26 protein-coding genes, 1 tRNA gene and 2 pseudogenes are annotated in these 24,257 nt (G+C 61.8%); 17 read left to right on the top strand and 12 right to left on the bottom strand.

All coding sequences use genetic code 11. The features are described from left to right. Positions 1–129: 129 nt before the first annotated feature. The 6 genes from J0663_RS01140 (at position 130) to J0663_RS01115 (ending at position 4,373) form a co-directional block, all read left to right on the top strand. A complete protein-coding gene (locus J0663_RS01140) occupies positions 130–1,239 on the top strand; it encodes an endonuclease/exonuclease/phosphatase family protein (RefSeq protein WP_207242660.1) in 1,110 nt (369 codons plus the stop codon). Then, positions 1,236–2,006: an NUDIX hydrolase gene (locus tag J0663_RS01135; protein WP_207242659.1), complete on the top strand. Its 771-nt coding sequence runs from the start codon at positions 1,236–1,238 to the stop codon at positions 2,004–2,006. The genes J0663_RS01140 and J0663_RS01135 overlap by 4 nt, the downstream gene beginning before the upstream one ends. A gap of 326 nt (positions 2,007–2,332) precedes the next feature. Then, entirely contained in the window at positions 2,333–3,244 is a 912-nt protein-coding gene (locus J0663_RS01130; protein WP_207242658.1) for a PhzF family phenazine biosynthesis protein, read from the top strand. Positions 3,245–3,460: 216 nt separating this feature from the next. Further along, positions 3,461–3,536 (top strand) — tRNA-Lys (locus J0663_RS01125). Positions 3,537–3,679: 143 nt separating this feature from the next. Then, positions 3,680–3,976, top strand: a complete 297-nt coding sequence (locus J0663_RS01120; RefSeq protein ID WP_207242657.1) for a hypothetical protein — start codon at positions 3,680–3,682, stop codon at positions 3,974–3,976. Between the two features lie 91 nt (positions 3,977–4,067). After that, on the top strand, positions 4,068–4,373 hold the full coding sequence (locus tag J0663_RS01115) for a hypothetical protein (RefSeq protein WP_207242656.1): 306 nt from the start codon (positions 4,068–4,070) through the stop codon (positions 4,371–4,373). A gap of 370 nt (positions 4,374–4,743) precedes the next feature. Here J0663_RS01115 and J0663_RS01110 read toward each other — a convergent pair whose 3' ends face one another. Next, positions 4,744–5,055: a hypothetical protein gene (locus J0663_RS01110; RefSeq protein ID WP_207242655.1), complete on the bottom strand. Its 312-nt coding sequence runs from the start codon at positions 5,053–5,055 to the stop codon at positions 4,744–4,746. A 382-nt stretch (positions 5,056–5,437) separates the two neighbouring features. On the opposite strand from J0663_RS01110, the gene J0663_RS01105 reads away from it, so the two are divergent. Next, positions 5,438–6,253, top strand: coding sequence for a chromate resistance protein ChrB domain-containing protein (locus J0663_RS01105; RefSeq protein WP_207242654.1), 816 nt, complete (start codon positions 5,438–5,440; stop codon positions 6,251–6,253). Position 6,254: 1 nt separating this feature from the next. After that, positions 6,255–7,676, top strand: a complete 1,422-nt coding sequence (gene chrA / locus J0663_RS01100; protein WP_207242653.1) for a chromate efflux transporter — start codon at positions 6,255–6,257, stop codon at positions 7,674–7,676. Here chrA and J0663_RS01095 read toward each other — a convergent pair. After that, positions 7,673–9,004 carry a hemolysin family protein gene (locus tag J0663_RS01095; RefSeq protein WP_207242652.1) on the bottom strand — a complete coding sequence of 444 codons (1,332 nt, stop codon included), beginning with the start codon at positions 9,002–9,004 and terminating at the stop codon, positions 7,673–7,675. The genes chrA and J0663_RS01095 overlap by 4 nt on opposite strands. 156 nt (positions 9,005–9,160) lie before the next feature. Further along, positions 9,161–9,553 carry a VOC family protein gene (locus J0663_RS01090; protein ID WP_207242651.1) on the bottom strand — a complete coding sequence of 131 codons (393 nt, stop codon included), beginning with the start codon at positions 9,551–9,553 and terminating at the stop codon, positions 9,161–9,163. Positions 9,554–9,857: 304 nt separating this feature from the next. Here J0663_RS01090 and J0663_RS01085 point away from each other — a divergent pair. Both J0663_RS01085 and J0663_RS01080 read left to right on the top strand, forming a co-directional pair. Further along, positions 9,858–10,005 (top strand): annotated as a pseudogene (locus J0663_RS01085) (RcnB family protein); the annotation flags it as partial. A 110-nt stretch (positions 10,006–10,115) separates the two neighbouring features. Continuing rightward, positions 10,116–10,548 (top strand): annotated as a pseudogene (locus J0663_RS01080) (nuclear transport factor 2 family protein). Between the two features lie 9 nt (positions 10,549–10,557). Here J0663_RS01080 and J0663_RS01075 read toward each other — a convergent pair. The 3 genes from J0663_RS01075 to znuA all read right to left on the bottom strand — a co-directional run bounded on the left by J0663_RS01075 (position 10,558) and on the right by znuA (position 13,138). Continuing rightward, the gene (locus tag J0663_RS01075; RefSeq protein WP_207244577.1) at positions 10,558–10,716 is read right to left on the bottom strand and encodes a hypothetical protein; all 159 of its coding nucleotides are present in this window, start codon (positions 10,714–10,716) and stop codon (positions 10,558–10,560) included. A gap of 11 nt (positions 10,717–10,727) precedes the next feature. Further along, a complete protein-coding gene (gene zigA / locus J0663_RS01070; RefSeq protein WP_207242650.1) occupies positions 10,728–11,933 on the bottom strand; it encodes a zinc metallochaperone GTPase ZigA in 1,206 nt (401 codons plus the stop codon). A gap of 113 nt (positions 11,934–12,046) precedes the next feature. Beyond that, positions 12,047–13,138 carry a zinc ABC transporter substrate-binding protein ZnuA gene (znuA, locus tag J0663_RS01065; protein WP_207242649.1) on the bottom strand — a complete coding sequence of 364 codons (1,092 nt, stop codon included), beginning with the start codon at positions 13,136–13,138 and terminating at the stop codon, positions 12,047–12,049. A 101-nt stretch (positions 13,139–13,239) separates the two neighbouring features. On the opposite strand from znuA, the gene J0663_RS01060 reads away from it, so the two are divergent. The 4 genes from J0663_RS01060 (at position 13,240) to J0663_RS01045 (ending at position 15,870) form a co-directional block, all read left to right on the top strand. Further along, on the top strand, positions 13,240–14,193 hold the full coding sequence (locus J0663_RS01060; protein WP_207242648.1) for an ATP-binding cassette domain-containing protein: 954 nt from the start codon (positions 13,240–13,242) through the stop codon (positions 14,191–14,193). Beyond that, the gene (gene znuB, locus J0663_RS01055; protein ID WP_207242647.1) at positions 14,186–14,998 is read left to right on the top strand and encodes a zinc ABC transporter permease subunit ZnuB; all 813 of its coding nucleotides are present in this window, start codon (positions 14,186–14,188) and stop codon (positions 14,996–14,998) included. The genes J0663_RS01060 and znuB overlap by 8 nt, the downstream gene beginning before the upstream one ends. After that, positions 14,995–15,393 (top strand): Fur family transcriptional regulator, encoded by a 399-nt coding sequence (locus J0663_RS01050; RefSeq protein ID WP_003564680.1) that lies wholly within the window; start codon positions 14,995–14,997, stop codon positions 15,391–15,393. The genes znuB and J0663_RS01050 overlap by 4 nt, the downstream gene beginning before the upstream one ends. A 78-nt stretch (positions 15,394–15,471) precedes the next feature. Further along, the gene (locus J0663_RS01045; RefSeq protein WP_207242646.1) at positions 15,472–15,870 is read left to right on the top strand and encodes an ester cyclase; all 399 of its coding nucleotides are present in this window, start codon (positions 15,472–15,474) and stop codon (positions 15,868–15,870) included. A gap of 15 nt (positions 15,871–15,885) precedes the next feature. On the opposite strand, the gene J0663_RS01040 is transcribed toward J0663_RS01045, so the two are convergent. Beyond that, complete coding sequence (locus J0663_RS01040) at positions 15,886–16,254, bottom strand: hypothetical protein (RefSeq protein WP_207242645.1); 369 nt, start codon at positions 16,252–16,254, stop codon at positions 15,886–15,888. A gap of 306 nt (positions 16,255–16,560) precedes the next feature. Here J0663_RS01040 and J0663_RS01035 point away from each other — a divergent pair, with 306 nt between their 5' ends. Then, positions 16,561–16,962, top strand: coding sequence for a hypothetical protein (locus tag J0663_RS01035; protein WP_207242644.1), 402 nt, complete (start codon positions 16,561–16,563; stop codon positions 16,960–16,962). 198 nt (positions 16,963–17,160) lie between these two features. Further along, positions 17,161–17,862, top strand: coding sequence for a methyltransferase family protein (locus tag J0663_RS01030; protein WP_207242643.1), 702 nt, complete (start codon positions 17,161–17,163; stop codon positions 17,860–17,862). A gap of 314 nt (positions 17,863–18,176) precedes the next feature. Here the strand turns inward: J0663_RS01030 and J0663_RS01025 are convergent, their stop codons facing one another. Beyond that, the gene (locus tag J0663_RS01025; protein WP_207242642.1) at positions 18,177–18,707 is read right to left on the bottom strand and encodes a gamma carbonic anhydrase family protein; all 531 of its coding nucleotides are present in this window, start codon (positions 18,705–18,707) and stop codon (positions 18,177–18,179) included. 12 nt (positions 18,708–18,719) lie between these two features. Continuing rightward, complete coding sequence (locus J0663_RS01020; protein ID WP_207242641.1) at positions 18,720–19,415, bottom strand: fumarylacetoacetate hydrolase family protein; 696 nt, start codon at positions 19,413–19,415, stop codon at positions 18,720–18,722. A 272-nt stretch (positions 19,416–19,687) separates the two neighbouring features. Here J0663_RS01020 and J0663_RS01015 point away from each other — a divergent pair, with 272 nt between their 5' ends. Continuing rightward, positions 19,688–20,440, top strand: coding sequence for a nucleotidyltransferase domain-containing protein (locus J0663_RS01015; protein WP_207242640.1), 753 nt, complete (start codon positions 19,688–19,690; stop codon positions 20,438–20,440). A gap of 231 nt (positions 20,441–20,671) precedes the next feature. Here J0663_RS01015 and J0663_RS01010 read toward each other — a convergent pair whose 3' ends face one another. The 3 genes from J0663_RS01010 to J0663_RS01000 all read right to left on the bottom strand — a co-directional run bounded on the left by J0663_RS01010 (position 20,672) and on the right by J0663_RS01000 (position 24,141). Beyond that, on the bottom strand, positions 20,672–21,643 hold the full coding sequence (locus J0663_RS01010; protein WP_207242639.1) for a DMT family transporter: 972 nt from the start codon (positions 21,641–21,643) through the stop codon (positions 20,672–20,674). A 208-nt stretch (positions 21,644–21,851) separates the two neighbouring features. Next, on the bottom strand, positions 21,852–22,961 hold the full coding sequence (locus J0663_RS01005; protein ID WP_246590349.1) for a sulfite oxidase: 1,110 nt from the start codon (positions 22,959–22,961) through the stop codon (positions 21,852–21,854). Positions 22,962–23,160: 199 nt separating this feature from the next. Next, complete coding sequence (locus J0663_RS01000; protein ID WP_207242637.1) at positions 23,161–24,141, bottom strand: SDR family oxidoreductase; 981 nt, start codon at positions 24,139–24,141, stop codon at positions 23,161–23,163. Positions 24,142–24,257: the final 116 nt, after the last annotated feature.

The following is a 24,257-nucleotide window of genomic DNA, read 5'->3' as shown; positions in this document are numbered from 1 at the left end:
ATCTCCGCCACGCCCCTTTGAGGCGATGGCCGATGGTTCAAGATGGCGCTATCCGCACATTTCTTGCCTCCGCCATCTTTTCCTGCGGCGATTGCCGGATAATGTACCGTCCGCAACCGGACTCATTCCATGTCGCTTCGCCTCGCCACCTTCAACGTCGAAAATCTGCTGACCCGTTTCGATTTCACCGGCTTCCGCAACGAGCTGCGCCAGGATCGTGTCATCAAGCTTTTCGAGGTGAATAGCGAAGGCGTTTATCAGCAGCTCGAGCAGGCGCGGGTCATCGCGTCGACCGACGACACCAGGCAGATGACGGCGCTCGCGATCGCGGATGCCGACGCCGATATCCTTTGCCTGCAGGAAATCGACAACATGGCCGCGCTTCAGGCCTTCGAATACGGCTATCTCTTCCGCATGGTCGGAAACGGCTATCGGCAGAAATTCCTGGTCGAGGGCAATGACAGTCGCGGCATCGATGTCGCGGTGCTGATGCGCGAGGAAACGCGCGACGGCCAGAAGATCGAGCTCAGGGATATCAGAAGCCACGCGATGACGACCTATCGCGATTTCGAACTCTTCGACGAGGAGCTCGCGCTTACCAACCGCATCGACGACAAGATCTTCAAGCGCGACTGCCTGGAGCTCGACCTCCTGATCGGCGGCAGGCCTTTCTCGCTCTATGTCGTGCATTTCAAGTCGATGGGCAACCCTCGCGACGGGCTGGACGGGCGGCAATCGACGCTGCCGATCCGTCGCGCCGAGGCGCGCGCCGTGCGCCGCATCATCGAGGACCGGTTCGGGGCGGGTCATACCAGCAGCAAGAGCTTCGTCATCTGCGGCGACATGAATGATTACCAGGAGCGGGTCGACGTCATCGGCCGGCGGGGGACCGACTACCGCTTTGAGCATCAGGACGAGGCTGAAAGCGCGCTCGATGTCTTCAGCCATGATGGCTTTGCCGAGAATATCGTACGTCGTCGCCAGCCGCTCGACCGCTGGACGCTTTATCACGCGCGCGGGCCGCAGGAGCAGCACCTTTGCCAGCTCGATTATATCTGGCTTTCGCCGGCTCTTGCCGCCCATAATGCGGGCCGCTTGCCCGAAATCATCCGCAACGGCCAACCCTACCGCACCGTCTTCCCGCCCGGGCAGGAGGTGGAGCGTTACCCGCGCACCGGCTGGGACAGACCGAAGGCGTCCGATCATTGCCCCGTCGTCATGACATTGGATCTCCCATGAAAACCAATTTGAACGTGAAGTCTCCAAACGCAGATTTTTCCGATGATTTCGCCGGCTGGCCGCCGGAAGCCACGGTCTTCCCGATCGCCGGCGTCGATCTCAAGATCCTGCCCGGCACCCATCCTTTCGTCGCGGCCGAGGAAGCGGCGATCCGCGAAAACTGGGTAAGGGAGACGGCCGCCAATCCGGCACTCTTCGACGGGCGCCTCATCTTCCAGCAACGACTGTCGCTCGGTGAAGACGGGATTTCCGGCGAGGGTTATGTGACGCCCTTTTCCGCGTTCATGCACTGGCGGCGGCAGCCGCAGCGCCAGGGCGGACTGCACATTTTCGCTTACCCGGTGCTTGAAAGCTCGGATGGCGCTTTGGTGGCGATCCGAATGGGCGCACACACTGCCAATCCCGGCCAGGTCTATTTCGCCGCCGGCTCGCTGGAGCCCGAGGATATTGTCGACGGGCGCTGCGATGTCGAGGCCAACATGCGCCGCGAGGTTCTGGAGGAGACCGGCCTCGACCTTTCCGATTCCGTGGCGGAGCAGGGGCTCTACGCCAGCCACGCCAGGCGTACGGTGACGCTGATGCGCCTCTTCCGCTTCGATTTGACGGCCGACGAGATGGTCGAGCGGATCGAGGCCCACATGCTGGTCGCTGAAGATAAGGAAATCGCAGGCGCGGTGGCGATCCGGTCGGCCGATCATGAGGCCAATCCGTATAATGTCTCCATGCTGCCGGTCCTTGATTGGTATTTCGGCAGGGGCGGTGTGTGAGATGTAGAGGCCAGGAAACCAAGGGGTGAGGCATCCTCGGGTGCAGCGTGTCTAGATCCCTGCGCCGGCGTGCCTGGGTGTCCCACGGGCACACCGGCGCGTAAGCATGATGCACCCTCTCCATTCCCGGGACAGCCGCGCGTTCGCACGCGCTCCAACACCACCCTCCCGAAAAACAAGATCGTTTTCATTAACAATCACGCATAAATCCGCGACTGTCGGCGTTTCCTGCCGGAGATGGGTTGTTCTTAGCGGACATAGCGCCTTGCACTCGACGGCTTGGTCGGGCAGGTTGGCGACGCGAGGATCGATTCAAGGAGGCCGAGGTGGCGCGAAGCTACAGCGTCTATGACGTGTTCACCGATCGAAAGCTTGCCGGCAACCCGCTGGCGGTAGTCTTCGACGGGGATGATCTCAGCGACGAGGCAATGCAGGCGATCACCCGAGAGATCAATCTCTCCGAGACGGTTTTCGTGCAGCCTTCGACCAACCCCGCCTATGCGGCGAAGCTCAGAATCTTCACGCCGGGCCGCGAGCTGCCTTTTGCCGGCCATCCAACGGTCGGCACGGCGATCGCGCTGGCCGAGCGGGCCCATGGCGCAGCGGCGCTCGATCTCGTGACGGTGCTCGAGGAAAATATCGGGCCGGTGCGCTGCGCGGTGCGGCTGCGGGAGGGCGAGGCGAGCTTTGCCGAATTCGACCTGCCGCGCAAATCGCAGCAGGCCGTCATGCCGCTCGACAAGCTCGGCATCGCCGATGCGCTGTCCTTGAAGGTCACCGAAATAGGCTTCGAAAATCACGTCCCCTCGGTCTGGAGCGCCGGTGTTCCGTTTCTGCTCATTCCGGTGCATGATGTCGGCACGGCGCAGCGGGTGGAATTCGATCCGCAGCTTTGGGAGAAGATCGTGCCTTTCGCCGATGGCGCTCTCGCCTCGGCCTATGTCTATTGCCGCGGCGGCGTCAACCACGTGGCGAAGTTCCATGCGCGTATGTTCGCCAGCGGCATGGGCCTCGTCGAGGATCCGGCCACAGGCGCGGCGGCCGCCGCCCTCTCCGGCGCAATCCGCCATTTTGACCGGCTGACGGACGGGCACCACCCGATCATGATCGAGCAGGGCTTGGAGATGGGGCGTCCGTCTTTCATCCACCTGCATATCGATGTCGAGGGCGGGGCAATTTCCAACGCGCGCATCGGCGGCCAGGCGGTGCGGCTGGCCAGCGGCACGCTCGACCTTTGATTTTATGCGAGTGCTGCGCGTCCGGCAGGACGCGCTATCACTTTGAATCTGCCCATAATCCTTTCCGAAAATCGATTTCGAATTTCAGGATCATGTCCCGCATTTCAGCCATGCAGAAAAATCTTTGAGATTAACCAAAGAATTTTCGCCGATGCGCTGGACAAGCCAGCCGATCCTGTTTATACGCCCCGTCACACCGCGCAGCCAAGCGCGAACGGGTGATTAGCTCAGTTGGTAGAGCAGCTGACTCTTAATCAGCGGGTCGTAGGTTCGAGCCCTACATCACCCACCATTCTTCTTGATAAGATTGATTAATTGCATCGAGGCCGGGTCCGCCCGGCCTTGTTTCGAGGCAGGCGGTATGTTGCGGACCGGCCGCAGGGCTGGCTGCGTCGATCTGCGCGCCCTATGTCCCTCTCACAAATCGGAGGGTCCATGAGAATCGTCATTGTCGTTGTAGCTTTATCGTTGCCTCTGCCGGTGTTTGCCGCAGGGGCAATCGAGGTCAGAGCAGGCGATCACAGCTGCGGCGAGCTTGCACGGATCATCCGGCAGAATAAAAAGGTCTTTGTCCGTGTCGGTCTTGGCGGCCGCAGTTTCCGCTATCCGCCCGCACAGTGCAACATGGGCGACAAGCGCGTCACGACGAGCGTTCGCGATGCTGAAGGGAGGGCTTGCGTTCTGGATTATGCTTGCGTGTTCGACCCGGCGTCGCCCTATAATTTCCCCTAGATCGGAATTTCGTCGTCAATTGCGCCGGATGTCATCCGAAAACCGCTCACACATTTCGCCATTCCTCATACTCTGATATTCAGGAGCTTCCATGAAAAGCGTCGCCGTGGCGTTCTTCCTATTGTTTCCGTCCGCAGCCGCCCTTGCCGTCGAGGCGGTCGAGGTCAAAGCCAGGGATCACAGCTGCGAGAAGCTTGCGCAGATCATCCGCAAGGAGAAGGCAGTTTTCGTGCGCATGGGCATCGGCGGCCGCAGCTTCCGTTATCCGCCGGCCAGATGCAATCTGGGTGACAAGTATGACACTGCAACGGTGAGGGACGCGGACGGCAAAATGTGCCGTCTCGACTATGAGTGCGTGTACGATCCCCAATCCTTCTACAACAGGATCCCGAACTAATCTCGCCGGCAGGCGCCGACCGCGTCTGCCTCAAGCGCCGACGTCTGTGTACGCGTGTCCTTCCGGCAGGGGCAAGAAAAAAGGCCGGGCGAAACTCGCACCGACCTTCCTCGATCTGTCTCAATGACGGCTGCCAGTACATCCGTGGTCAGCCGTCAGAGACAAATTTCAATATATCCTAGGTAGGAGACTGCCTGGAGATATTCAAGGGTTTTCTAAAGAAAGAAGCTGGTACCGATGGCATGACCGAAAATCTGGATCGATCTCGAGGTGAGGGATGCCCCGCCGTATACGCATAGATCCTCCTTGGCGTATCCTGCGGGATACGCCAAGGAGGTATCCAGCGCGACTTACCTAAACCGTGCAGCGGTTACTGCTGGGCAGGGGCAGCCGGCGGAGTGGCTGGCGCAGGTGCCGGGGCAGGCGTTGCGCTGTTATCGGTAGGAGCGATCGGCTTAGCCGGTGCCGGCTCGGATTGGGTCGTGGAAGCTGTCGTGTCCGGGGAGGTGCCGGGGGTGCTGCTCCACTGCGAATAGGCGAATGCAGCGACAGCGATCACGGCCAATGCAGCAACCCAGACGACCCACGTGTTGCTGCTGCGCGTACCGGGCGTGGTGCGCAGGTCCAGATTTGGGTTCAGCGGGCGGTTCGGGTCGTTGGCATTATTGGGGTCGTACGTCATGGTACTTTCTCCTGTTTCGGTGAGAGAGAAATGGCCGAGTGGGCTTTTTGTTCCATTCTGGGGCCGAAGTGCCTGTGTTGGCGGGGTTTTTGGGCTTTGAGCAGCTCCTTGAGCGGCGGTGATTACTCTGTATTGCCCTTCGCTTATGCTCCTGCCTTGAGCGGCAAGCGAAGGGCTTGGGCAGGATGACACCCGAAATGCTCGTCGCCCGTCATACACACAGCACAGCCGCCATGTAGACAGTCCTCACCGCAGCGAATGCGCCGTCCTTGACAGGACTGGGTCTCTTTGCCAATGCTTTGGTTCTGGGGTCGCGATCACCCCACGAGGCGCCATGCTGAAGAATCGCGTCCGGTAAAACCGATCAACGGAGGGACGCGTCATGCCGTCATTTCTCGAAATATCTCCCGACAAGCTCAGCCGCCTCATCGGAACCCCCGGTGCGCCCTGTATCATCGATGTGCGCACGGAAGAGGATTTCGCGCTCGATCCTCGCCTGGTGCCGGGCTCGACCCGGCGCGACCATACCGAGGTCGGCTCCTGGGCGCACAGCATCGATGCCGATGCCGCCGTCGTGATCTGCCAGAGGGGCGCCAAGCTCAGCCATGGCGTCGCCGCCTATCTCAGACATGCCGGGATCGAAGCGGAAAGCCTCGAAGGCGGCTTCGAGGCCTGGGTCGCGGTTGGGCCTGTCGTGCCCGAGGCGAAGCTGCCGCGCCGAGACGAGCAGGGGCGTACCGTGTGGGTGACGCGGGCGCGGCCGAAAATCGACCGCATCGCCTGTCCGTGGCTGATCCGGCGTTTCGTCGATCCGAACGCCGTCTTCCTGTTCGTGCCGGCGCCTGAGGTTATCGCCGTCGGCGAGCGCTTCGGGGCAGTACCCTTCGATATTGAGGACGTGTTCTGGAGCCATCGCGGGGAACTCTGCACTTTCGACGTTATGGTCGAGGAGTTCGGGCTGGCGTCCGAGCCACTTCTGCGCCTCGCGAGGATCGTCAGAGCGGCCGATACCGCGAGGCCGGATCTTGCGCCCGAGGCGGCCGGACTGCTTGCCGCCTCTCTCGGCCTCTCCAGAATGTATTCCGACGATCTGGAGCAGCTCGAGGCCGGAATGCTTCTCTACGATGCCTTCTTCCGCTGGTGCCGCGACGCGACCGAGGAAACACACAATTGGCCCGCGCCGAAGAAAAGAGCATGAGATGGTCGAGATGACGGAGAATGCGCCCGCCGGGCAGGCGGGGAAGAAGAGCGCGGGCGAGGGGCATCATCACGGTGTCTCGTTCGCAGAAGCCTTCCGGGTCTGGCTGCGCGTCGCCGCCTTGAGTTTCGGCGGCCCGGCCGGCCAGATCGCCGTCATGCACCGGATCATCGTCGACGAGAAACGATGGATAGGCGAGCACCGTTTCCTGCATGCCCTGAATTATTGCATGCTGCTGCCCGGCCCGGAGGCGCAGCAGCTCGCCGTCTATATCGGCTGGCTGATGCATCGCACATGGGGTGGTCTCGTGGCCGGCGTGCTCTTCGTGCTGCCGGGCTTCCTGTCGATCCTCGGCCTCAGCTACATCTATGCGGCCTATGGCAGCGTCGGCATCGTCGCCGGGCTTTTCTTCGGGCTGAAGGCGGCCGTGTTGGCTGTCGTCGTGCAGGCGGTCATCCGCATCGGCGGCCGGGCGCTGAGAAACCGCGTCATGCTTGCCATCGCCGCCGCGGCCTTCGTCGCCATCTTCTTCCTTCACGTGCAATTCCCGCTGATCGTGCTGGCCGCCGCTATTGCCGGTTTCCTCGGCGGCCGGTTCGGGATTGCCGCCTTCAGCCCGGGCGGCGGCCACAAGGCCGCAAGCGGCGCGGTGCTGTCGGATGCCGACTCGGCGCTCGGCGAGGGCATACCTGATCATGCGCGTCCCAACCTCGCCTGGTCGCTGCGCATATCGGCGGTACTGCTCGCCCTCTGGCTCGTGCCCGTCGCCACACTTTACGTATTCTTCGGACCGGGCAACGTCTTCAGCCAGATCAGCCTGTTCTTCAGCAAGATGGCGGTGGTCACCTTCGGCGGCGCCTATGCAGTGCTCGCCTATGTCGCGCAGGAGGCCGTGCAGCATTTCGGCTGGCTGAAACCCGGCGAGATGCTCGATGGCCTCGGCATGGCCGAGACGACGCCGGGGCCGCTCATCATGGTTGTTCAATTCGTCGGTTTCATGGGCGCCTTTCGCAATCCCGGGTCGCTCGATCCGATGCTCGCCGCCACGCTCGCCGCGATCCTGACGACATGGGTGACCTTCGTGCCCTGCTTCCTCTGGATCTTCCTCGGCGCGCCCTTCATCGAAAAGCTCCGCGGCAATGTGGCGCTCGCCGGCGCCATGTCGGCGATCACGGCGGCGGTGGTCGGGGTCATCCTCAATCTCGCGATCTGGTTCGGCCTGCACACGCTGTTTGCCGAGGTCGCCTCGGTCAGTTTCGGCAGCCTGCAGCTCGACGTTCCCGTGCTGCAATCGGCCGTGCCGTCGGCGATCGCGCTCGCCGCCGCCGCCGCCGTCGCAATCTTCCGGTTCAAGACCTCTGTTATCACGACGCTCCTTGCCTGCGCGATCGCAGGCATGCTCTGGACGCTGGCGGTGAGCTAGCCCTCTACTCTGTCCGCCGGGACGCGGGTCGCCAGCATCTTGTCGATGCGCATGCCGTCCATGTCGATCACCTCGAAGCGCCAGTCTTCGAAGAGGAAGGTTTCGCCTGTTTCGGGGATATGCTGGAGCTGATGTAGCGCGAAGCCGGCGAGCGTGTGAAAGTCAGCGTCGGGGCGATCCTTGAGGCCCAGCCGTTCGAAGGCGTCGAAGGCAGGCATCATAGCGTCGATCAGCAGCGAACCGTCTTCGCGGACGACGATATCGGGCTCCTCGTCGGCGCCCGGCAGATCGCCGGCGATGGCTTCGAGCAGATCGGTCTGGGTGACGATGCCTTCGAGGCTGCCATATTCGTCGATGACGATGGCAAGCCGCACCGGCGAGGCCTTGAAGCTGTCGATCACGCGCACGACCTTGGTGCCCTCATGCAGCACCAGGGGCTGCTTGATCACATCCATCGGCCGCACCTTGCCGCCATCGAGCACCTGGTCGAGAAGATCCTTCTTCAAGACCATGCCGATCGGCTCGTCGATCGAGCCGCGGGCGACCAGCAGCTGTTCATGGCTGCATTCGCGGATCGTCTTCAGGATCTCGGCTTCGCTGTCATCGGCATCGAACCATTCGATATCGAGGCGCGGCGTCATGATGTCGGAGATCGGCCGGTCGCCGATATTGAACACCCGCTCGACCAGCTGCTGCTGCACCGGATTCAAGAGTCCGGCCTCCTGGCTTTCGGCGACCAGGAGCTTCAGCTCCTGCGGCGAGTGGAAGGAGGATTCCCCGGTTCCGGCACGAAGCCCGACGGCCTTGAGCACGAGATTGCCCATGCCGTTCAATGTGAAGATCGCCGGTTTGAACAGCACCAGGAAGAAGCCGAGTGGGCGCACCACGGCAAGCGAGGTGGCTTCGCTGCGCTGGAGCGCCAGGCTCTTCGGGGCGAGTTCGCCAAGCACGATGTGCAGCGCGGTGATGATGACGAAGGCGATGACGATGGCGACGGTGTGGGCGCCCGTCGTCGCCCATCGCCCGGGCAGCCAGGAGAGCAGGGGCTCGATCAGGTGGGCAAGCGCCGGTTCGCCGACCCAGCCGAGCGCCAGCGAAGAGATGGTGATGCCGAGCTGGGTGGCTGCGAGATTGGCGTCGAGATTGTCGACGGCGCGTTGAAGGGCCTTGGCATTCATCCGGCCCGCGGCGACGAGCTCGGCGACGCGGCTGCGCCTGACGGACACCATCGCAAATTCGGCAGCGACGAAAAAGCCGTTGGCGGCCACGAGAAAAATCACGGCGAATATCCCGACATAGTCGAGGAGCCCGCCCGCGGATTCGGACATGTTTTGCCTACCTCTGAATTGACGCGAGTCCGAAACTACACGCTCGCACACAAGTGACAAGGCGCAGCCGCCAATCTCGCCATCAGTAACGTCCACGCCGGACAACCATCACTCGGACCTTTTGTGCGATAAGCCAGGCACCCAGAAAGATGAATGTCACCGCGTTGATTTTTTCGGCGCTTCGAAGAGCTCTATCGGGTTTCCGGCCGGATCCTCGAGCAGGATCTGCTTGCCCCCCATGCCCTGTACGATCTCATTGCGAAACCGTGCGCCGACCTGCCGCAATCTTCCGACTTCCGCCTCCAGGTCCTCGACTTCGATCTGGATGCGGTTCCATCCACCAGGCTTCGGCTTTCGTCCGTCGGGCATAGCCTGGGGCGCTCCGCCTGGTCCCGTCATGCCGCTGACGAGCAGACGAAAACCATCCCTGGTCAGAATGGCGAAGGTGGGGGCTGGGCGAAACGCGACGGAGAAGCCGAGATGCTGCCTATAGAAATCGACAGCGGCGTCGACGTCATCGACGATGTAGCGCGTGCTGATGCCAGGCATGGTTTCCTCCATTTACACCATTGTTGTCTCGAACGAGGGGATGTGCGCGGGACGCTCCAAATTTCGAATCTGCGCTCAATCTTTCTGGAAATCGAATCCGTTTTCCGGCAACGCCGACCGTGCCCGATTCTTGAAACGATCGATCTGAGGAGAGTGGCCGTTTGGGAACGCGTATAAGCTTAATCTAAAATATTGCTTCCTCGGGGCACTGCACTGATTTCATTAGAAAAATTTAATTTCAGTTTCAGTTTCGGTTCATCCTTTCGGTCCTTTTTGATCCGTTGCCCAGCACGAGGAACCTGACATGAAAAAGATTCTTGCAACTCTTCTTTCTGCTTCCTTCCCTCTCTCGCCGATGAACGTTTCTCAGATGAGCGCCGACGATCACCGCCGCTTATCGCGTCAACGCTGGCGAGCGCCGCCGGTTTCACGACGCCAACGACTACCGCCGGACGTCACGGGCGGTTTTCCTTGCCGGAAAGGTCTTGCTGAAACACTTTCAGCGAAGGTGTGATTTCGCGAAGTCGTAAGATGCAATTGCAAACCCCGACAGGAGGAAGCCATGGAGGCCAGCGTGGGAAAGCTCTTCGAACGCTACGAGCGCTTTTTCAATCAGTCGCTTGGCGGTGACATTGAAATGGATGAGGTCGCATCCTTGTATGCCTCCGACTTCATTGCTGCCTCGCGTGCCGGGGTCATGACCGGGAAGAACGACGATCAGTTCATGCAGATCATGACGCAAGGTTATGCACATTACCGAGCGATAGCGACCAAAGAGATGCGGATACGCAATGTCCGCCTCTCGCCCATAGACGATCATCATTGCGTGGCACATGTCGCCTGGTCCGCAACCTATCGCCGCTAAGACCATTCGGAGGTCTCGATCTATTTCGGCGTGCACACTACCTCGTCCAGGAACTCAATGGTGAGCCCAAGGCTTTGGCTGGGTGTCGGGCGACGAACAGGCGCTCTTGCGCAGACACGGGGTCATCTGAGCCTTCCCGTCAGGAGGGTCTCCTGGCGGGAACGATGCGGTCGGTGAGGCTCTGGAACAGGGCGCTCAATCTCCGTTCCGGCTCGGGCCCCTCGAAGGTTTCGGGATGAAGCCCTTCGATCGGTGGCAGCGGGTCGCATTCCTCGCAGACGCAACGGTAGCGTCTCATCGCCGTCGCCTTCATGCCGCCTGCCTGCTCCAGCTGGCGAAGGGGTCGGGCAGGTCGCGCCAGCGTTCGGGCGTAAACACCGTGGTGTCGACCAGACAGGCGTCGAGTTCCCTCCTGATCCATGCCTCGTCCATCGGGTCGGCGCCGATGAAGACGATTTCCTGGCGGCGGTCGCCCCAGACGGGATCGAGATAGGGGCCGATGGCGCTGAGGAAGCCCGGCTCGTCAGGCCATTGCTCGCGCGGGACGGCCGCCCACCACAGGCCCATCTTGCCGGTGCGCACGATCGCGCCCGCCTGGCTGACCTCGCCGACATGGTGCGGGCGGGTCGCCAGCCAGAAGAAGCCTTTGGCGCGCACCACGCCCGGCCATGTCAGATCAAGAAAGGCCTGAAGCTTTGCCGGATGGAAGGGCCGCTTCTCGCGATAGACGAAGGAGCGGATGCCGTATTCCTCTGTTTCCGGCACGTGATCCCTGAACCCGTGCAGCTCCTTGTACCAGAGGGGATGGGTCTCGGCCCGGTCGATATCGAAGCGTTCGGTGCCGAGCACTTCCTTCAGCGCCACCTTGCAGAAATCGGCCTCGATCAGCTTCGCATCCGGATTGAGTCCGATGATGATTTTCCGGGCGGCGTCGCGCTGTTCATCGCTTGCCGTGCCGATCTTGTTCAGCACCACGACATCGGCGAATTCGATCTGTTCGACCAGCAGGTCGACGATGGTGCGGTTGTCGCCGTCGCCTGCCGTTTCGCCGCGGTCGGCGAGGAAATCAGCCGAGGCGTAATCGGCCAGCAGATTGGCGGCATCGACGACGGTCACCATCGTATCCAGCCTTGCGACGTCGGAGAGGCTCTCACCGTGTTCGTCGCGGAATTCGAAGGTGGTGGCGACGGGCAGGGGCTCGGCGATCCCTGTGGATTCGATCAGCAGATAATCGAAGCGGCCTTGGGTCGCGAGCTGGCGGACCTCCTTTAACAGGTCGTCGCGCAGGGTGCAGCAGATGCAGCCATTGGTCATCTCGACCAGCTGTTCCTCGGTGCGCGAGAGATTGGCGCCGCCATCGCGCACCAGGCTGGCGTCGATATTCACTTCGCTCATATCGTTGACGATGACGGCAACGCGCAGGCCCTCACGATTGGTGAGCACGTGGTTCAGCAGCGTCGTCTTGCCGGCTCCGAGAAATCCGGAGAGCACCGTGACCGGAAGTCTGTTGTCCATGGGAACCTCAGTCGAGTTAATGTTATATCATTACATAGATAGTGTCGAAAAAAGGCGGAACGGGGTCATCCGCCTCTTTCCGCCTCAGCATTCTCCGGAGCGTCGCATGAAAGTCACGCGCTGGAGAGGCAAGCCTTCATGCTGTCGGCGATGCCGCGCATGAGGGTGAAGTAGAGATCCGGCCCGGCCTTGAGCGTTGCGGCTTCCGGGTCCAGCACGCCCGATTTGGCGCGCGTGCCTTCGGTGACGACCTTGACGAGGCGCGGCTCGAACTGCGGCTCCGCGAATACACAGGTTGCGCCGAGTTCACCGACCTTGCGGTGGATTTCCGAGACGCGCTCGGCGCCGGGAATGGTTTCCGGGCTGACGGTGATCGAGCCGGCGACGCGGATGCCGTAGCGATGCTCGAAATATTGGTAGGCATCGTGGAAGACGACGAAGGGCTTGTCCTTGACGGGGGCGACGGTGGCGGCGATCTCCTTGTCCAGCGCCGTCAGCCTGTCATCCAGCGCCTTGGCATTGGCCTGATAGGTCAGCGCATTGGCGGGATCGGCGGCGACCAGCGTCGTCGTGATCACGGCCGCCATCGCCTTCGCATTCATCGGGTCGAGCCAGAGATGCGTGTCGAAGGCGCCGTGCCCGTGCTCATGGTCTTCATGATCATCGTGATGGGCCTGGCCACCATCCTGTCCGGTTTTGGCGGCATCGTGATCATGATCATGATCGTGATCGTGATCACGATCGGGATCATCAGCGGAGGCGCTGTCGTGGCCGGCGTCGTCATGCGGCTCGAAGGCCCCGCCTTCGCGGAAGGGCAGTTTGGTCAGATCAGGCGCATTGTCGAGCTCGACGACGCTCGCGTTCGAGCCCAGCGCCTCGAGCGGCTTTTCCAGGAAAGCCTCCAGGTTCGGGCCGACCCAGAAGACGACCTTCGCCTCCTGCAGGGCTCGCGCATTCGAGGGCTTCATGCTGTAGGTGTGCGGCGAGGCGGCGCCATCGACGATCAGTTCCGGTTCGCCCACGCCTTGCATGATCGCCGAAACCAGCGAATGGATCGGCTTGATCGAGGTGACGACGACAGGCGCATCGGCAGCCCGCATCGTGCCGGCAAAAAGCAGAGCGGGGACCGCAAGGGCGGGGATGGCGAGGGCAGCCGGAATTCTGAGGGCCAGGGTTTTCAGGGCAGGCGCCAAGGCGCGTTTCATCATGTGCTCCGCTTGAATTGCAAATGTTATGTTATTACATCAATTGCGTTATGCTATAACGTGTGCAATAGCAGGATGCAACAGCGCTTTCGGAAAATTTGATGCTCTCTCCCGCAAATACCAAGGGCGAACAGTTGGTCTCGCTCGAGAATGTCGGCGTTCTGCGCGGCGGCCGCTGGCTGGTGCGCGGCGTCGAATTTTCCGTCTCGCGGGGCGAGATTGTCACCCTGATCGGGCCAAACGGCTCCGGCAAGTCGACGAGCGCCAAGGCAGCGATCGGCGTGCTGAAACCCGACGAGGGCAGGGTGGAGCGTCTCTCCGGCCTCAAGGTCGGCTATGTCCCGCAGAAGCTTTCGATTGACTGGACGCTGCCGCTGACAGTGCGCCGGCTGATGACGCTGACCGGCCCGCTGCCGGAGCGCGACATGCAGGCGGCACTAGAAGCCGCCGGCATCGCCCATATGATCGGCGCCGAGGTGCAGCATCTTTCCGGCGGTGAATTCCAGCGGGCGCTGATGGCCCGGGCGATTGCCCGCAAGCCCGACCTGCTGGTGCTCGACGAGCCGGTGCAGGGGGTGGATTTCTCCGGCGAGATCGCGCTTTACGACCTCATCAAATCGATCCGCAACGCCAGCGGCTGTGGCATCCTGCTGATCTCCCACGATCTCCACGTCGTCATGGCCGAGACCGATACGGTCATCTGCCTCAATGGCCATGTTTGCTGCCGTGGCACGCCCGAGGCCGTAAGCCGCAGCCCTGAATATGTTCGCCTGTTCGGCAGCCGCGCGGCCCAGACGCTCGCCGTTTACAGCCATCACCATGATCATACGCACTTGCCGGATGGGCGCGTGCTGCATGCGGACGGCTCCGTTACCGATCATTGTTATCCCGAGGACGGACATCACGCTCATGCCCCGCATGAGCACGCTCATGGTGCCCATGAGCACGAGCATGCCCATGAGCACGCGCATGATCACGCTCATGACGATCATCATGGTCACGAGCACGCCCATGAACACGCCCATTCCCGCAGCGGGGAGGGCCGTCATGCTTGATGATTTCTTCTTGCGCGCCATCCTTGCCGGCGTCGGGCTGGCGCTGACGACGGGGCCGCTCGGCTGTTTCATCATCTGGCGGCGCATGGCCTATTTCGGCGACACGATCGCCCATTCCGCGCTGCTCGGCGTCGCACTGTCGCTGCTCTTCGAGCTCAACCTGACGCTGGCGGTCTTTGCCGTCGCCGCGCTGGTGTCAGTGCTGCTGCTCTTTCTGCAGAAACGCCAGGCACTGTCGTCCGATGCGCTGCTCGGTATTCTCTCGCACGCCACATTGGCGATCGGCCTCGTCATGGTCGCCTTCATGAGCTGGGTGAGGATCGATCTCATCGCCTTCCTGTTCGGCGATATCCTTGCCGTTTCCACATCCGATATCGCGTTGATCTGGGGCGGAGGGCTCTTCGTGCTGGCGGCGATCGCCTGGCTCTGGCGGCCTCTCTTGGCGGCGACCGTCAACGCCGAGCTTGCCGAGGCCGAGGGGCTGAGACCTGAGCGGGCGCGGCTGTTCTTCATGCTGCTGATGGCCGTCGTCATCGCCATCGCCATGAAGATCGTCGGCATCATGCTGATCACCTCGCTCCTGATCATCCCGGCGGCCGCGGCGCGCCGCTTCTCGGTCACGCCGGAGATCATGGCGGTGCTCGCCTCGCTGATCGGGGCGGCGGCTGTCGTCGGCGGGCTGTTCGGCTCGCTCACCTACGACACGCCGTCCGGCCCCTCGATCGTGGTCGCGGCGCTGATTCTCTTCATTCTCAGCCTGCTTCCCGTCAGGCGCCGCACGGTCGTGCAAGGACAGAGCTTATGACAACACCGCAACTCACTAAGAACCAGTCGCTGGTTTTCGACGTGCTCGAAAAGGCCGAGGGCCCGCTCAGCGCCTACACCATCCTCGACAAGCTGCGCGATCACGGTTTTCGCGCCCCGCTGCAGGTCTACCGGGCGCTGGAGAAGCTCCTCGAATACGGCGTCGTGCACCGGCTAGAAAGCATCAATTCCTTCGTCGCCTGCGCCCATCCCGGCGACGACTGCCACAGCCACGGCATCGTCGCCTTCGCCATCTGCGAAAGCTGCGGCCAGGTGATGGAATTCCACGACCACGAGGTCGACCACCGGCTGATGGGCTGGGTGCGCGGCCAGAAGTTCAAACCCGAGAAGACCACGATCGAGATCCGCGGATTGTGCGAAGCCTGCGCGGCGTGAGCGGAGGCGTACTCGCTGAAGCCTCAGGCGGCGCAATTCACAGCCCTACCTCCGGACTCGGCAGCAAGGAGCGCCGGCATGACCAAAACCGAACTTGCCGATCTCTATCGCGGCTACATCGCCTGCCTGAACCGGCAGGACTGGCCCAACCTCGGTCAGTTCGTCGACGACGATGCCGTCCATAATGGCCGGCGGCTTGGGCTTGCGGGTTACGTCGCCATGCTGGAGCGGGATTTCGACGAGATTCCCGATCTTTCTTTCAACGTCCTGATGCTGGTTTGCGATCCACCTTACGTCGCCTGCCGGCTGGGCTTCGACTGCTCACCGAAAGGGAAGTTCCTCGGCCTGGATGTCAACGGCAGGCGCCTTTCCTTCACCGAGAATGTGATCTACGAAATTCGCGGCGGAAAGATCGTCGAGGTCTGGTCTGTTATCGACAAGGCTACGATTGAGGCTGCGCTTGCGGGCGGCCGTTGACTGGGCGGGAGGTCGTCAGATGATGGCGACGCGCTCGCCGAAGGGCGTATCCTCGTCTAAGTTGCGGGTGCCGATGCGCTCGCTTTCCCCTGACAGCAGCGGCTGTTTCACTTCTCCGCCGGGCTCTTCCGCTTCTTCCGGTGGCGCGTGCCCATGGCGCTGTCGTGGACGCTCCTCGTCGACGATCATATCAGCATGCGGAATGAGGCTGCCTGCGCCATTCGTCTCCGTACTTTCCTTCGATGCCTGCTGATCGGCCGTGATCTGCGACTGGCGAGCGGCAACCCAGGCATTGTCGGGTTCCGAGCCGATCGACGTGCTGATACCAACCTTGGTGGGCTCTGACGCGCCGGCGGAGGAGATGCGGTTAACGGCTTCGACCATGGAACACACCTGCTGTTAATCGGTAGAAGAGGCTGCCGCGGTTTCGGCTCTTATCCGCCGACCCGAATGGCCAATCTGGGATTCAATATTAGGCCTAATCGGGAAAACGCAAGGCTGCTCCCTGGTCGGAAGCAGGTGCAATGGCAGGAAATTCGACGACGAATTGTATAGCCGGCGTGCGCCGGAGTGCCTGCAAAATGTAAGAATCAGAAACACTTTGTGACTAAGTTACTACAAAAGCTGCACTTTTCGACTTGCGGCGCAAGTAGAGATAGCAGATATTGCCCTCATGTTGAGGACGCTGTCATGATTAGAATGATAGAGAATCCGGCCGAGCTCGCCGGTGAGGACATCACTGGCAAATATATTCTCCGCAGGCTGAACTATCATTGGTTCGCTTACGGCAAGGCGGCTATCGTGACCGCCTGCAAAGGAACGATCCTCCATCTCGATCGGGAGGAAACCGTCTATTCCGAGCGCTGGGGCCGTCGTGCCTACACGGGAACCGGTAAGCGTTATCCCGGCGGCATCTGCCCCGTTTCGGCGGTCGCCTGTGTTTGCGATACACCCGATGATGTCAACGCCGTCATCCAGCTGGATTTCGAAGCGCAGGACGAATTCTACCAGCTGATCGCCAAGACGGAAGCCAAGGTTCGGGCACTTGCCGCTTCGTCTGGAGAGAGCCAGTTTCTGGAAGCGGCCGAGTAGGGCGGCTTTCATTTGACGCGTGACCAGCGGGTTGTCGCGGGCGTTTCACCTTGTAAATTCAGCGGGGGGCTGCTGGGGCATCGGTCTGAAAATCGGAATCGATTTTCAGACCGATGCCCGTTCGTAAGGACACAAGGCAATCCAGGCTTGGGGTAGCAATCGATAGAGCAGGCGCGTCCCCGAGAACAGAGAACGGTCATGACACAGCGGAAAATCGAACCCTCCCGCGCCTTGGTGCCGTCGCTCGGCTCGCTCGCCATCACCATCATCGTCATGTTCGCGGCGTTGTTCTGGCCGGCGGGAACGCTCGACTGGCCGCGCGGCTGGATGTTCCTCGGCCTCTTCCTCGTGCTGACGGCGATAGCGATCATCTGGATCTGGCGGACCAATCCGGAGCTGTTTGCGGCGCGCAGCCGCTATCAGAAAGGCACGAAGGCCTGGGATGCCGTGGTCGCGACGCTGACGATCATTCTCTTCGCCGCCATTCTTCCGGTCGGGGCCTTCGATGACGGGCGCTTTCATTGGGCGCCGCAGCCCGATTGGATCGTCTTCACAGGCTATCTCCTGATGATCGCGGGCTATCTTGGTCTCACCTGGGCGCAAGCGGTCAACCGCCATTTCGAGCCGACGGTGCGCATCCAGACCGACCGCGACCACAAGGTAATCGACACCGGCCCTTACGCCGTCATCCGCCATCCCGGATATGCGACTGCCATTCTGCTCGCTGCCGGCATAGCGCTGTCGCTCGGTTCGCTCTACGCGCTAATCCCGGCGGGGCTGCTGGTCGGGGTGCTTTTCGGCCGGACGCTGGGGGAGGAGGCGGAGCTGCGCAAGGGGCTCGCGGGATACAAGGAATATATGGAGCGGGTGCGCTGGCGTTGGATTCCGGGGATTTGGTGAAGGCGTGGAAGCGCCTATCACCCGCCTTCGTCCTTCGAGGTTCCGGCCTGTGGCCTGCGCACCCCAGGATGAGGCTCTCTTGAGCCAGATACTTTCTTCGTTCTTTTACTGGCGTGGCTTGTTCTGCCCTGCCGGGCATCTCCCCCACAGGTGGGGAGATTGGCTAGGTGTAATGGCTTCGGCAAACAATCAGCCTACATTACGCCGAAACGGTAGATGAACAGGAAGGTCAAGCCACATCCGATCTCCACCCTTGTGGGGGAGATGCTCGGCAGGGCAGATGGGAGTGTCCCACGGCCCAAGATTCCACTCAATCACCCAATCACCCTGAGATCCCGGGCAAACCGCTGCCAATTCGCCACATAATTTCCCGCCGAGCGGCGGATGCCTTCGACAGCCTTCTCATCCAGCACCCGCACCACACGGGCGGGCGCTCCGACGATCAGGGAATTGTCGGGGAATTCCTTGCCCTCCGTCACCAGCGCATTGGCGCCGACGAGGCAGTTGTTGCCGATCTTGGCGCCGTTCAGGATGGTGGCGCCCATGCCGATCAACACGTTGTCGCCGAGCGTGCAGCCGTGGAGGATGGCGTGGTGGCCGATGGTGCAGCCTTTGCCCGTCGTCAGCGGGAAGCCCATGTCGGTATGGGCCATAACGCCTTCCTGGATGTTGGTGCCGGCGCCGATGGTGATCCTCTCATTATCGCCGCGCAGCACCGATCCGAACCAGATGCCGACATTCTCGCCGAGCTCGACATCTCCGATCACATGCGCATCCGGCGCGATCCAATGGAGGCCGGCGGGCGGCAGTTTCGGGGTCAGTCCGCCAAGGGCATAGATCGGCATGATATCCTCCGCTCAGATGACCTCGACCGACAGCGTCGCGACACCCTCGATGCCGCAGGTGATGCGGTCGCCCCTCGCAACCGCGCCGACGCCGGCCGGCGTGCCGGTCATGATCACGTCGCCGGGCGCCAGTATGAAGAGCTTCGACAGTTCGGCGATGATTTCCGGCACCTTCCAGATCATTTGGTTGAGGTCGCCGTCCTGGGCGCGCCTGCCGTTCTGCTCCAGCCATATCCGGCCGTTTGCGGGATGGCCGACGCGGCTTGCCGGCACGATGGCGGAGACGGGCGCGGAGTGTTCGAATGCCTTGGCGAGCTCCCAGGGACGGCCGAGCTTCTTGGCCTCAGCCTGCAGGTCGCGCCGGGTAAAATCGATTCCGACGGCATAGCCGTATATGCAGTCGAGCGCATCCGCGGCCTCAATGTTCGCGCCGCCCGATTTCAGGGCCAACACGCATTCCACTTCGTAATGCACGTCGATCGACAGCGGCGGGTAAGGGAAAGGGTTGCCAGCCGGCAGCAGATTGTCGGGGTTCTTCTGGAAGAAGAAGGGCGGTTCGCGAGAGGGATCGTGCCCCATCTCGATCGCGTGATCGGCATAATTGCGCCCGACGCAATAGACGCGGCGCACCGGAAAGCGCTCGTCGCTGCCTTCGACCGGCAGCAAAACCGGTGCGGGACGAGGAACGACGGTGGCGGGATTGGGCATGGGGGCTTCCTGTGAAACGAGTCTTTGCGCGCATCTTAGCCGGAAAACAGCGCGGCGGGGAAGCGTGCTTGACAGATTGACGCTGTCGCCGGCGGACGATAACCTCGTGTCCATGGACAGGATTTTCGCAGCATCCACGACGTCTACGACCACCATTTGGCGGTGGGTGGCAGACGCGTGAACTGAATTCCGTTCATTGCAGAAGATACCAACCCGCCGGAAACGAGCGGGTTTTTTGTTGCCGCTCGTCTCCCGCATTCGAGGACGAGATGGTGGACGATATACAGAAGCAGATTCTTGCCGAGCGGGCGCTCGCCGCCGCCCGCCTTTGTCTCGCCAGCCGCTATGCCGGGGCAGCCTTCGCCTATGTCACCGGCTCCGTCATGCGCGGCGAGGGGACCGCGTTTTCGGATATCGATCTGGTCGTCGTCTTCCCGTCACTCGAAAGAGCCTGGCGGGAGTCCTTCACTGAAGACCGTTTTCCGGTCGAGGCCTTTGTCCACGATCCCCAAACGCTGGCGCGTTATCTCCATGCAGACGCAGAGAGCGGCTATCCGATCACGGTCAATATGGTTGCGACGGGAAGCATCGTGGGGCCTAATATCGAGCACGCCCGCGCCATCCAGGCAAAGGCAGCGAAAGTGCTGGCGGCAGGGCCGAAACCTCTCGACGGCCCAAGCTACGATATGCTGCGCTATCAGGTCACGGATCTCGCCGACGATCTGCGCGGCGCCCGCCCGCCCGAAGAGATCGGCGCTATTTCAGCTCTTCTCTACCAGAAGCTGGCAGACCTGATCCTGCTCGGGCGCGGCGCATGGACCGGCCGCGGCAAATGGGCGCCGCGCCTCATCACGAAACTCGATGCGCAACTAGCTGCGGAATTCGACGCTGCGTTCAGGTTGGCGGTACAGGGTAACTGCGCCCGATTCCTTGCCTTGGCCGACCGGGAGCTCGACTTGCACGGCGGGCGCTGTTTCGATGGCTTCAGGCAGGAGGCTCCGGTGGCGGCGCGGCGGTCGGAATAGGTGCGAGTGCTCTAGAAAGCTTCATCCTGAGTTGCCCCGAAGGACGTTTGAGCGATGCTTCGAGGCTCCGCGCTCTCGGGCAGCGCGTCTCAGCATGAGGAGCCTTGGAGAACGCCGTGATTGCCCCTCACCGTGACCCTCTCCCCGCTTGCGGGGGAGGTGACGTGCCTCGCGAGAGGCCGGGAGGCTGCAGCGCCAGAAGCGGTCACTGGGATGCCATTCCGCTCGTCCTCAGGCTTTGGTCGTCTCCGCGCTGGTCGCGGGCCTCAGCAAGATGATGAGAAGCAGGCCGGCGACGATGAGTACCGCGCCTTCGAGATGATAGCGTTGCAGCTGTTCGCCGAGGAACAGGTAGGCGAGCACGGCGATAAAGACCGTCTGGATGTAAAGCAGCACGCCCGCGCGCGCCGCACCCAGGGCCTCGATGCTGCGATTGAAGAGATAATACATCACCGCGCCGCCCGGTATCGCGACATAGCCGAGCGCGATAAGGCCGCTGGCATTCAGTGTCGAGCGCTCGTCGGAGACAAGCTCAAACAGGTAGAAAGGCAGCGCCGTCAGCACCGCCGCCCCGAGGAGGAGAACCAGGAGCGCAAGGCGGTTCAGATCGAATTTCGCCCGGCGGAGCAGGACGGTATAGAGGCTGAAACAGAACGCGCCAGCTACGATCCACAGCTCTCCCGGATCAAGGTCGAGACGCAGAAGCGCCGCCGGGCTGCCCTTGACGATGATGACCACGATCCCGAGAAAGGCGACGATCGAGCCGATCACCTGCCAGCGTCCCATCGGCTCAGCCAGAATGAAACGGGCAAGAACCATGGTGATGATCGGGATCAGGGCGATGATGATGCCGGCGGTCGTGGCATCGGCATGTTCGAGGCCGACAAAAATCAGCCCCTGGCAGATCGCAAGCCCCATGCCGCCGATGGCGAGCAGCTCGAGGCCGCGATCCCGCACGAGTGTCACCATGGCGCCGAAATGCCGGTGCACGATCGGCATCAGGATCGCCCAGGCGATCAGAACGCGCCAGAAGCAAAGCGCCCAGGGCGGCATCTCCGAAGAAACCCATTTCGCGGCGATATAGACACCGGCCGACAGCAGCCAGCAGAAACCCCCAACGGAATAGGCGCCTGCAAGCGAACCGCCCGCCGCCTGTTCCGTCCCGACCGTGTCGCGATGGACCGCCAAGACATGTATCGCCATGGCCCCGTTATGCCACAATTCCCGAGGGGTGGACAGATGAACGCGGCTGCACTTCGCCTCATGCGCAAGACGACGTTCAGCGTCGGCCGGCCAGCGAGGATTAAAACGCAGCATTTCTCAAGAACTGAGCGCTGGCTGCTTGGGATCGATCGACGACGAGCCTCGGCCGCTTAGCGCCAAAAGCCGCCAATCCGCCCCATGCGGGTGATCAGATCACGAATTCCTCCTCGTACGTCTTTGGCTCGGGAACGACCGTAACCTCCACCGGAATGATCCAATTGGCCGCGTAGCTCTCGCAGTCGGAACGCTGGAGGTCGGGCTGCACGCGCCCCGCTCCATCGGTCGCGCGACATTGCAGTACATATCGCCCCACTTCTTCAGGGGTCCACATGTACTCCCACAAGCGCCATGCAAAGGGACGTTCTGCTTCGAGGAGCCTTGCCTCGCGCCAACCCCTGCCATCTCCAGTGCAGACCTGCACCTGCCGGATAGCAGCCTCTCCGCTCCAGGCGGCTCCGAAAATCCGGTACGGCTGGCCTTCGATGAGATGTGCTCCCTGCACGGGACGCGCGATCTGCGCTTTGACCTCCATCTCCGCAAGGGGGACCAGTCTGGGTTCCCCGAGGTTGCGCTCCCAACGGAAATAGTCGCGCGCCTGCCAGTAGCCGAGGAACGGTTGCTCCACAACCGTGATATCAGTGATCCACTTGACCCAAGCCATGCCGAACCAGCCACCCACGACCGCGCGTAGCGGGTAGCCGTGATCGCGCGTCAACGGTTCCTCGTTCATCGAATAGGCAAGGATCGTGCTGTCAGCGATGGCCTTCTCAAGCGGTAAACTGCGCGCAAAAGCGATGGGGCCGGGAGAAGCCGTTTTCTTGTTCGTGTCGACGACGCCGCTGTCGGCGCCTGCGAGCAGAACCTCACATGCGGTCCGCTTGACGCCCGCCATTTCCAAGATCTCGCGCAGAAGAACACCTGTCCAGGCGGCATTGCCGACGGCTCCGTTCTGCCACTGCAACCCCTCCCTCGGCGGCACATAGTAGACGCGCCCGTTCCCTGCGCACTCGACGACGGCTGTTAAAGTCGTGCTCCGCATCGCCTTGATGCTTTCGAGGTCAAGTTCGATCGGCCGCTCCACCGCCCCGCCAACGCGCAATCTCCAGTCTCGCCCATCGAGGTCAGGTGAGGGGAAATGATTTCGCACGAAGAACTGCTCGGTTGGGATCAGCCAATCGGAGAGCGACGCAAACGGAAACTCGATGTTCGGTGGGGACTTCTGTCGAACTATTAGACTGGGTTGCTGTGGTGTCGGCATCGTTCTCGTCTCCCCTTCGAAGAGCACAATGTCGGCTCTCGGTCGCGCGAATTCTGGTTCGATCACACCGCGACCCGCATTCTAGCACATACCGCACGTTCCTCGGATCGACCTCGAACGGCAGCAAAGGGCTGCGAGCGGTCGGAGCGTCACGGCAATTTTGTACCAATCGCGGACGCCCAGTCGCCAACGGAGCAACCTAACCAAGAGCACCTTGCTCAGCACAGATCCTGTCGATCAGCGCATCGAGTTCACCCCTCGGTGGTGGGTTTTTGACAAGCCGCTGCTTGAGATGCATGATCGGGTCGGCCAGGATTTCATCCAGCCTCTCGGCGCACGTGAAGTCTCCGGCCACGCGCTTGACCTTCGAATTGTCGAAAATGGCAGTCCAGGCCTTGTCTCCGAGGAGGGGGCCGATCCATTCGGGATTGTATTTGATCAGCGTGTCCGTCGGCACGTGGACGATCTTTGCCTCGACGCCCAGCAATCTCGCGATGGTCTTCTGGATATCATCCCAGATATGGGCGCGATCCGAGGTGATGTGGAAAATCTCTTTCAGTGCCGCCTGCTTGCCGAAAAGGCCGACGAAGGGCACGGCGAGATCAATCGAGCGGGTGAGCGTCCAGGGCGTGTGGCCGTCGCCCGCCACGATGATGGGGTCGCCGTCCAGCATGCGTCTCGCCATGATGTCGCTGTCGCCCATCATGATCGGCAGGCCGGTGCGGACGGTGTGGCTGGGGCGGATGATCGTCCAGGCGAGATTATCGGATCTCTTCAGCAGTTCCTCGCAGGCGATCTTGGCCTGGCTGTAGGGCCAGTAGGGATTGATCGCGGGCGTCTCCTCGGTGATCACGTAATGACGCGGCGGTTTTTCATAGACCGAGGCCGAGGAGATGAAGATGTACTGGCCGCACTTGCCCGAGAACACCTCGATGTCGCGCGCCACCTGATCCGGCGTGAAGGCGATGAACTGGCAGACGACATCATAATTGGCCCTGGCGAGATCGGCATAGGCGCGCGATCCGAGCTCCCCGGCGATCGAGGTCACCCCGGCGGGCAGGGCCGCACGTCGCAAACCGCGATTGAAAACGCTGACATGATGGCCCTCGGCAACGGCGCGTTCGACGCAGGGGTGGGAGATCTGGCCGGTGCCGCCAATGAAGAGAACTTTCAAAGCCATGGGAGTGACCTCGGGGGCGATGGGCGGGAGCTATGATCACTCTTCATAGCGCGAAAGGAGGTGGTCGTCTCCCGCAAATCTCGTGCGCCGAGATCAGGAATGAAGCGTTGCCCGGC

It is taken from the genome of Rhizobium lentis (assembly GCF_017352135.1).
Lineage (GTDB): Bacteria > Pseudomonadota > Alphaproteobacteria > Rhizobiales > Rhizobiaceae > Rhizobium > Rhizobium lentis.
Note: the sequence above shows the minus strand (reverse complement) of the source record. Positions and strands in the feature narration are given on the sequence as shown.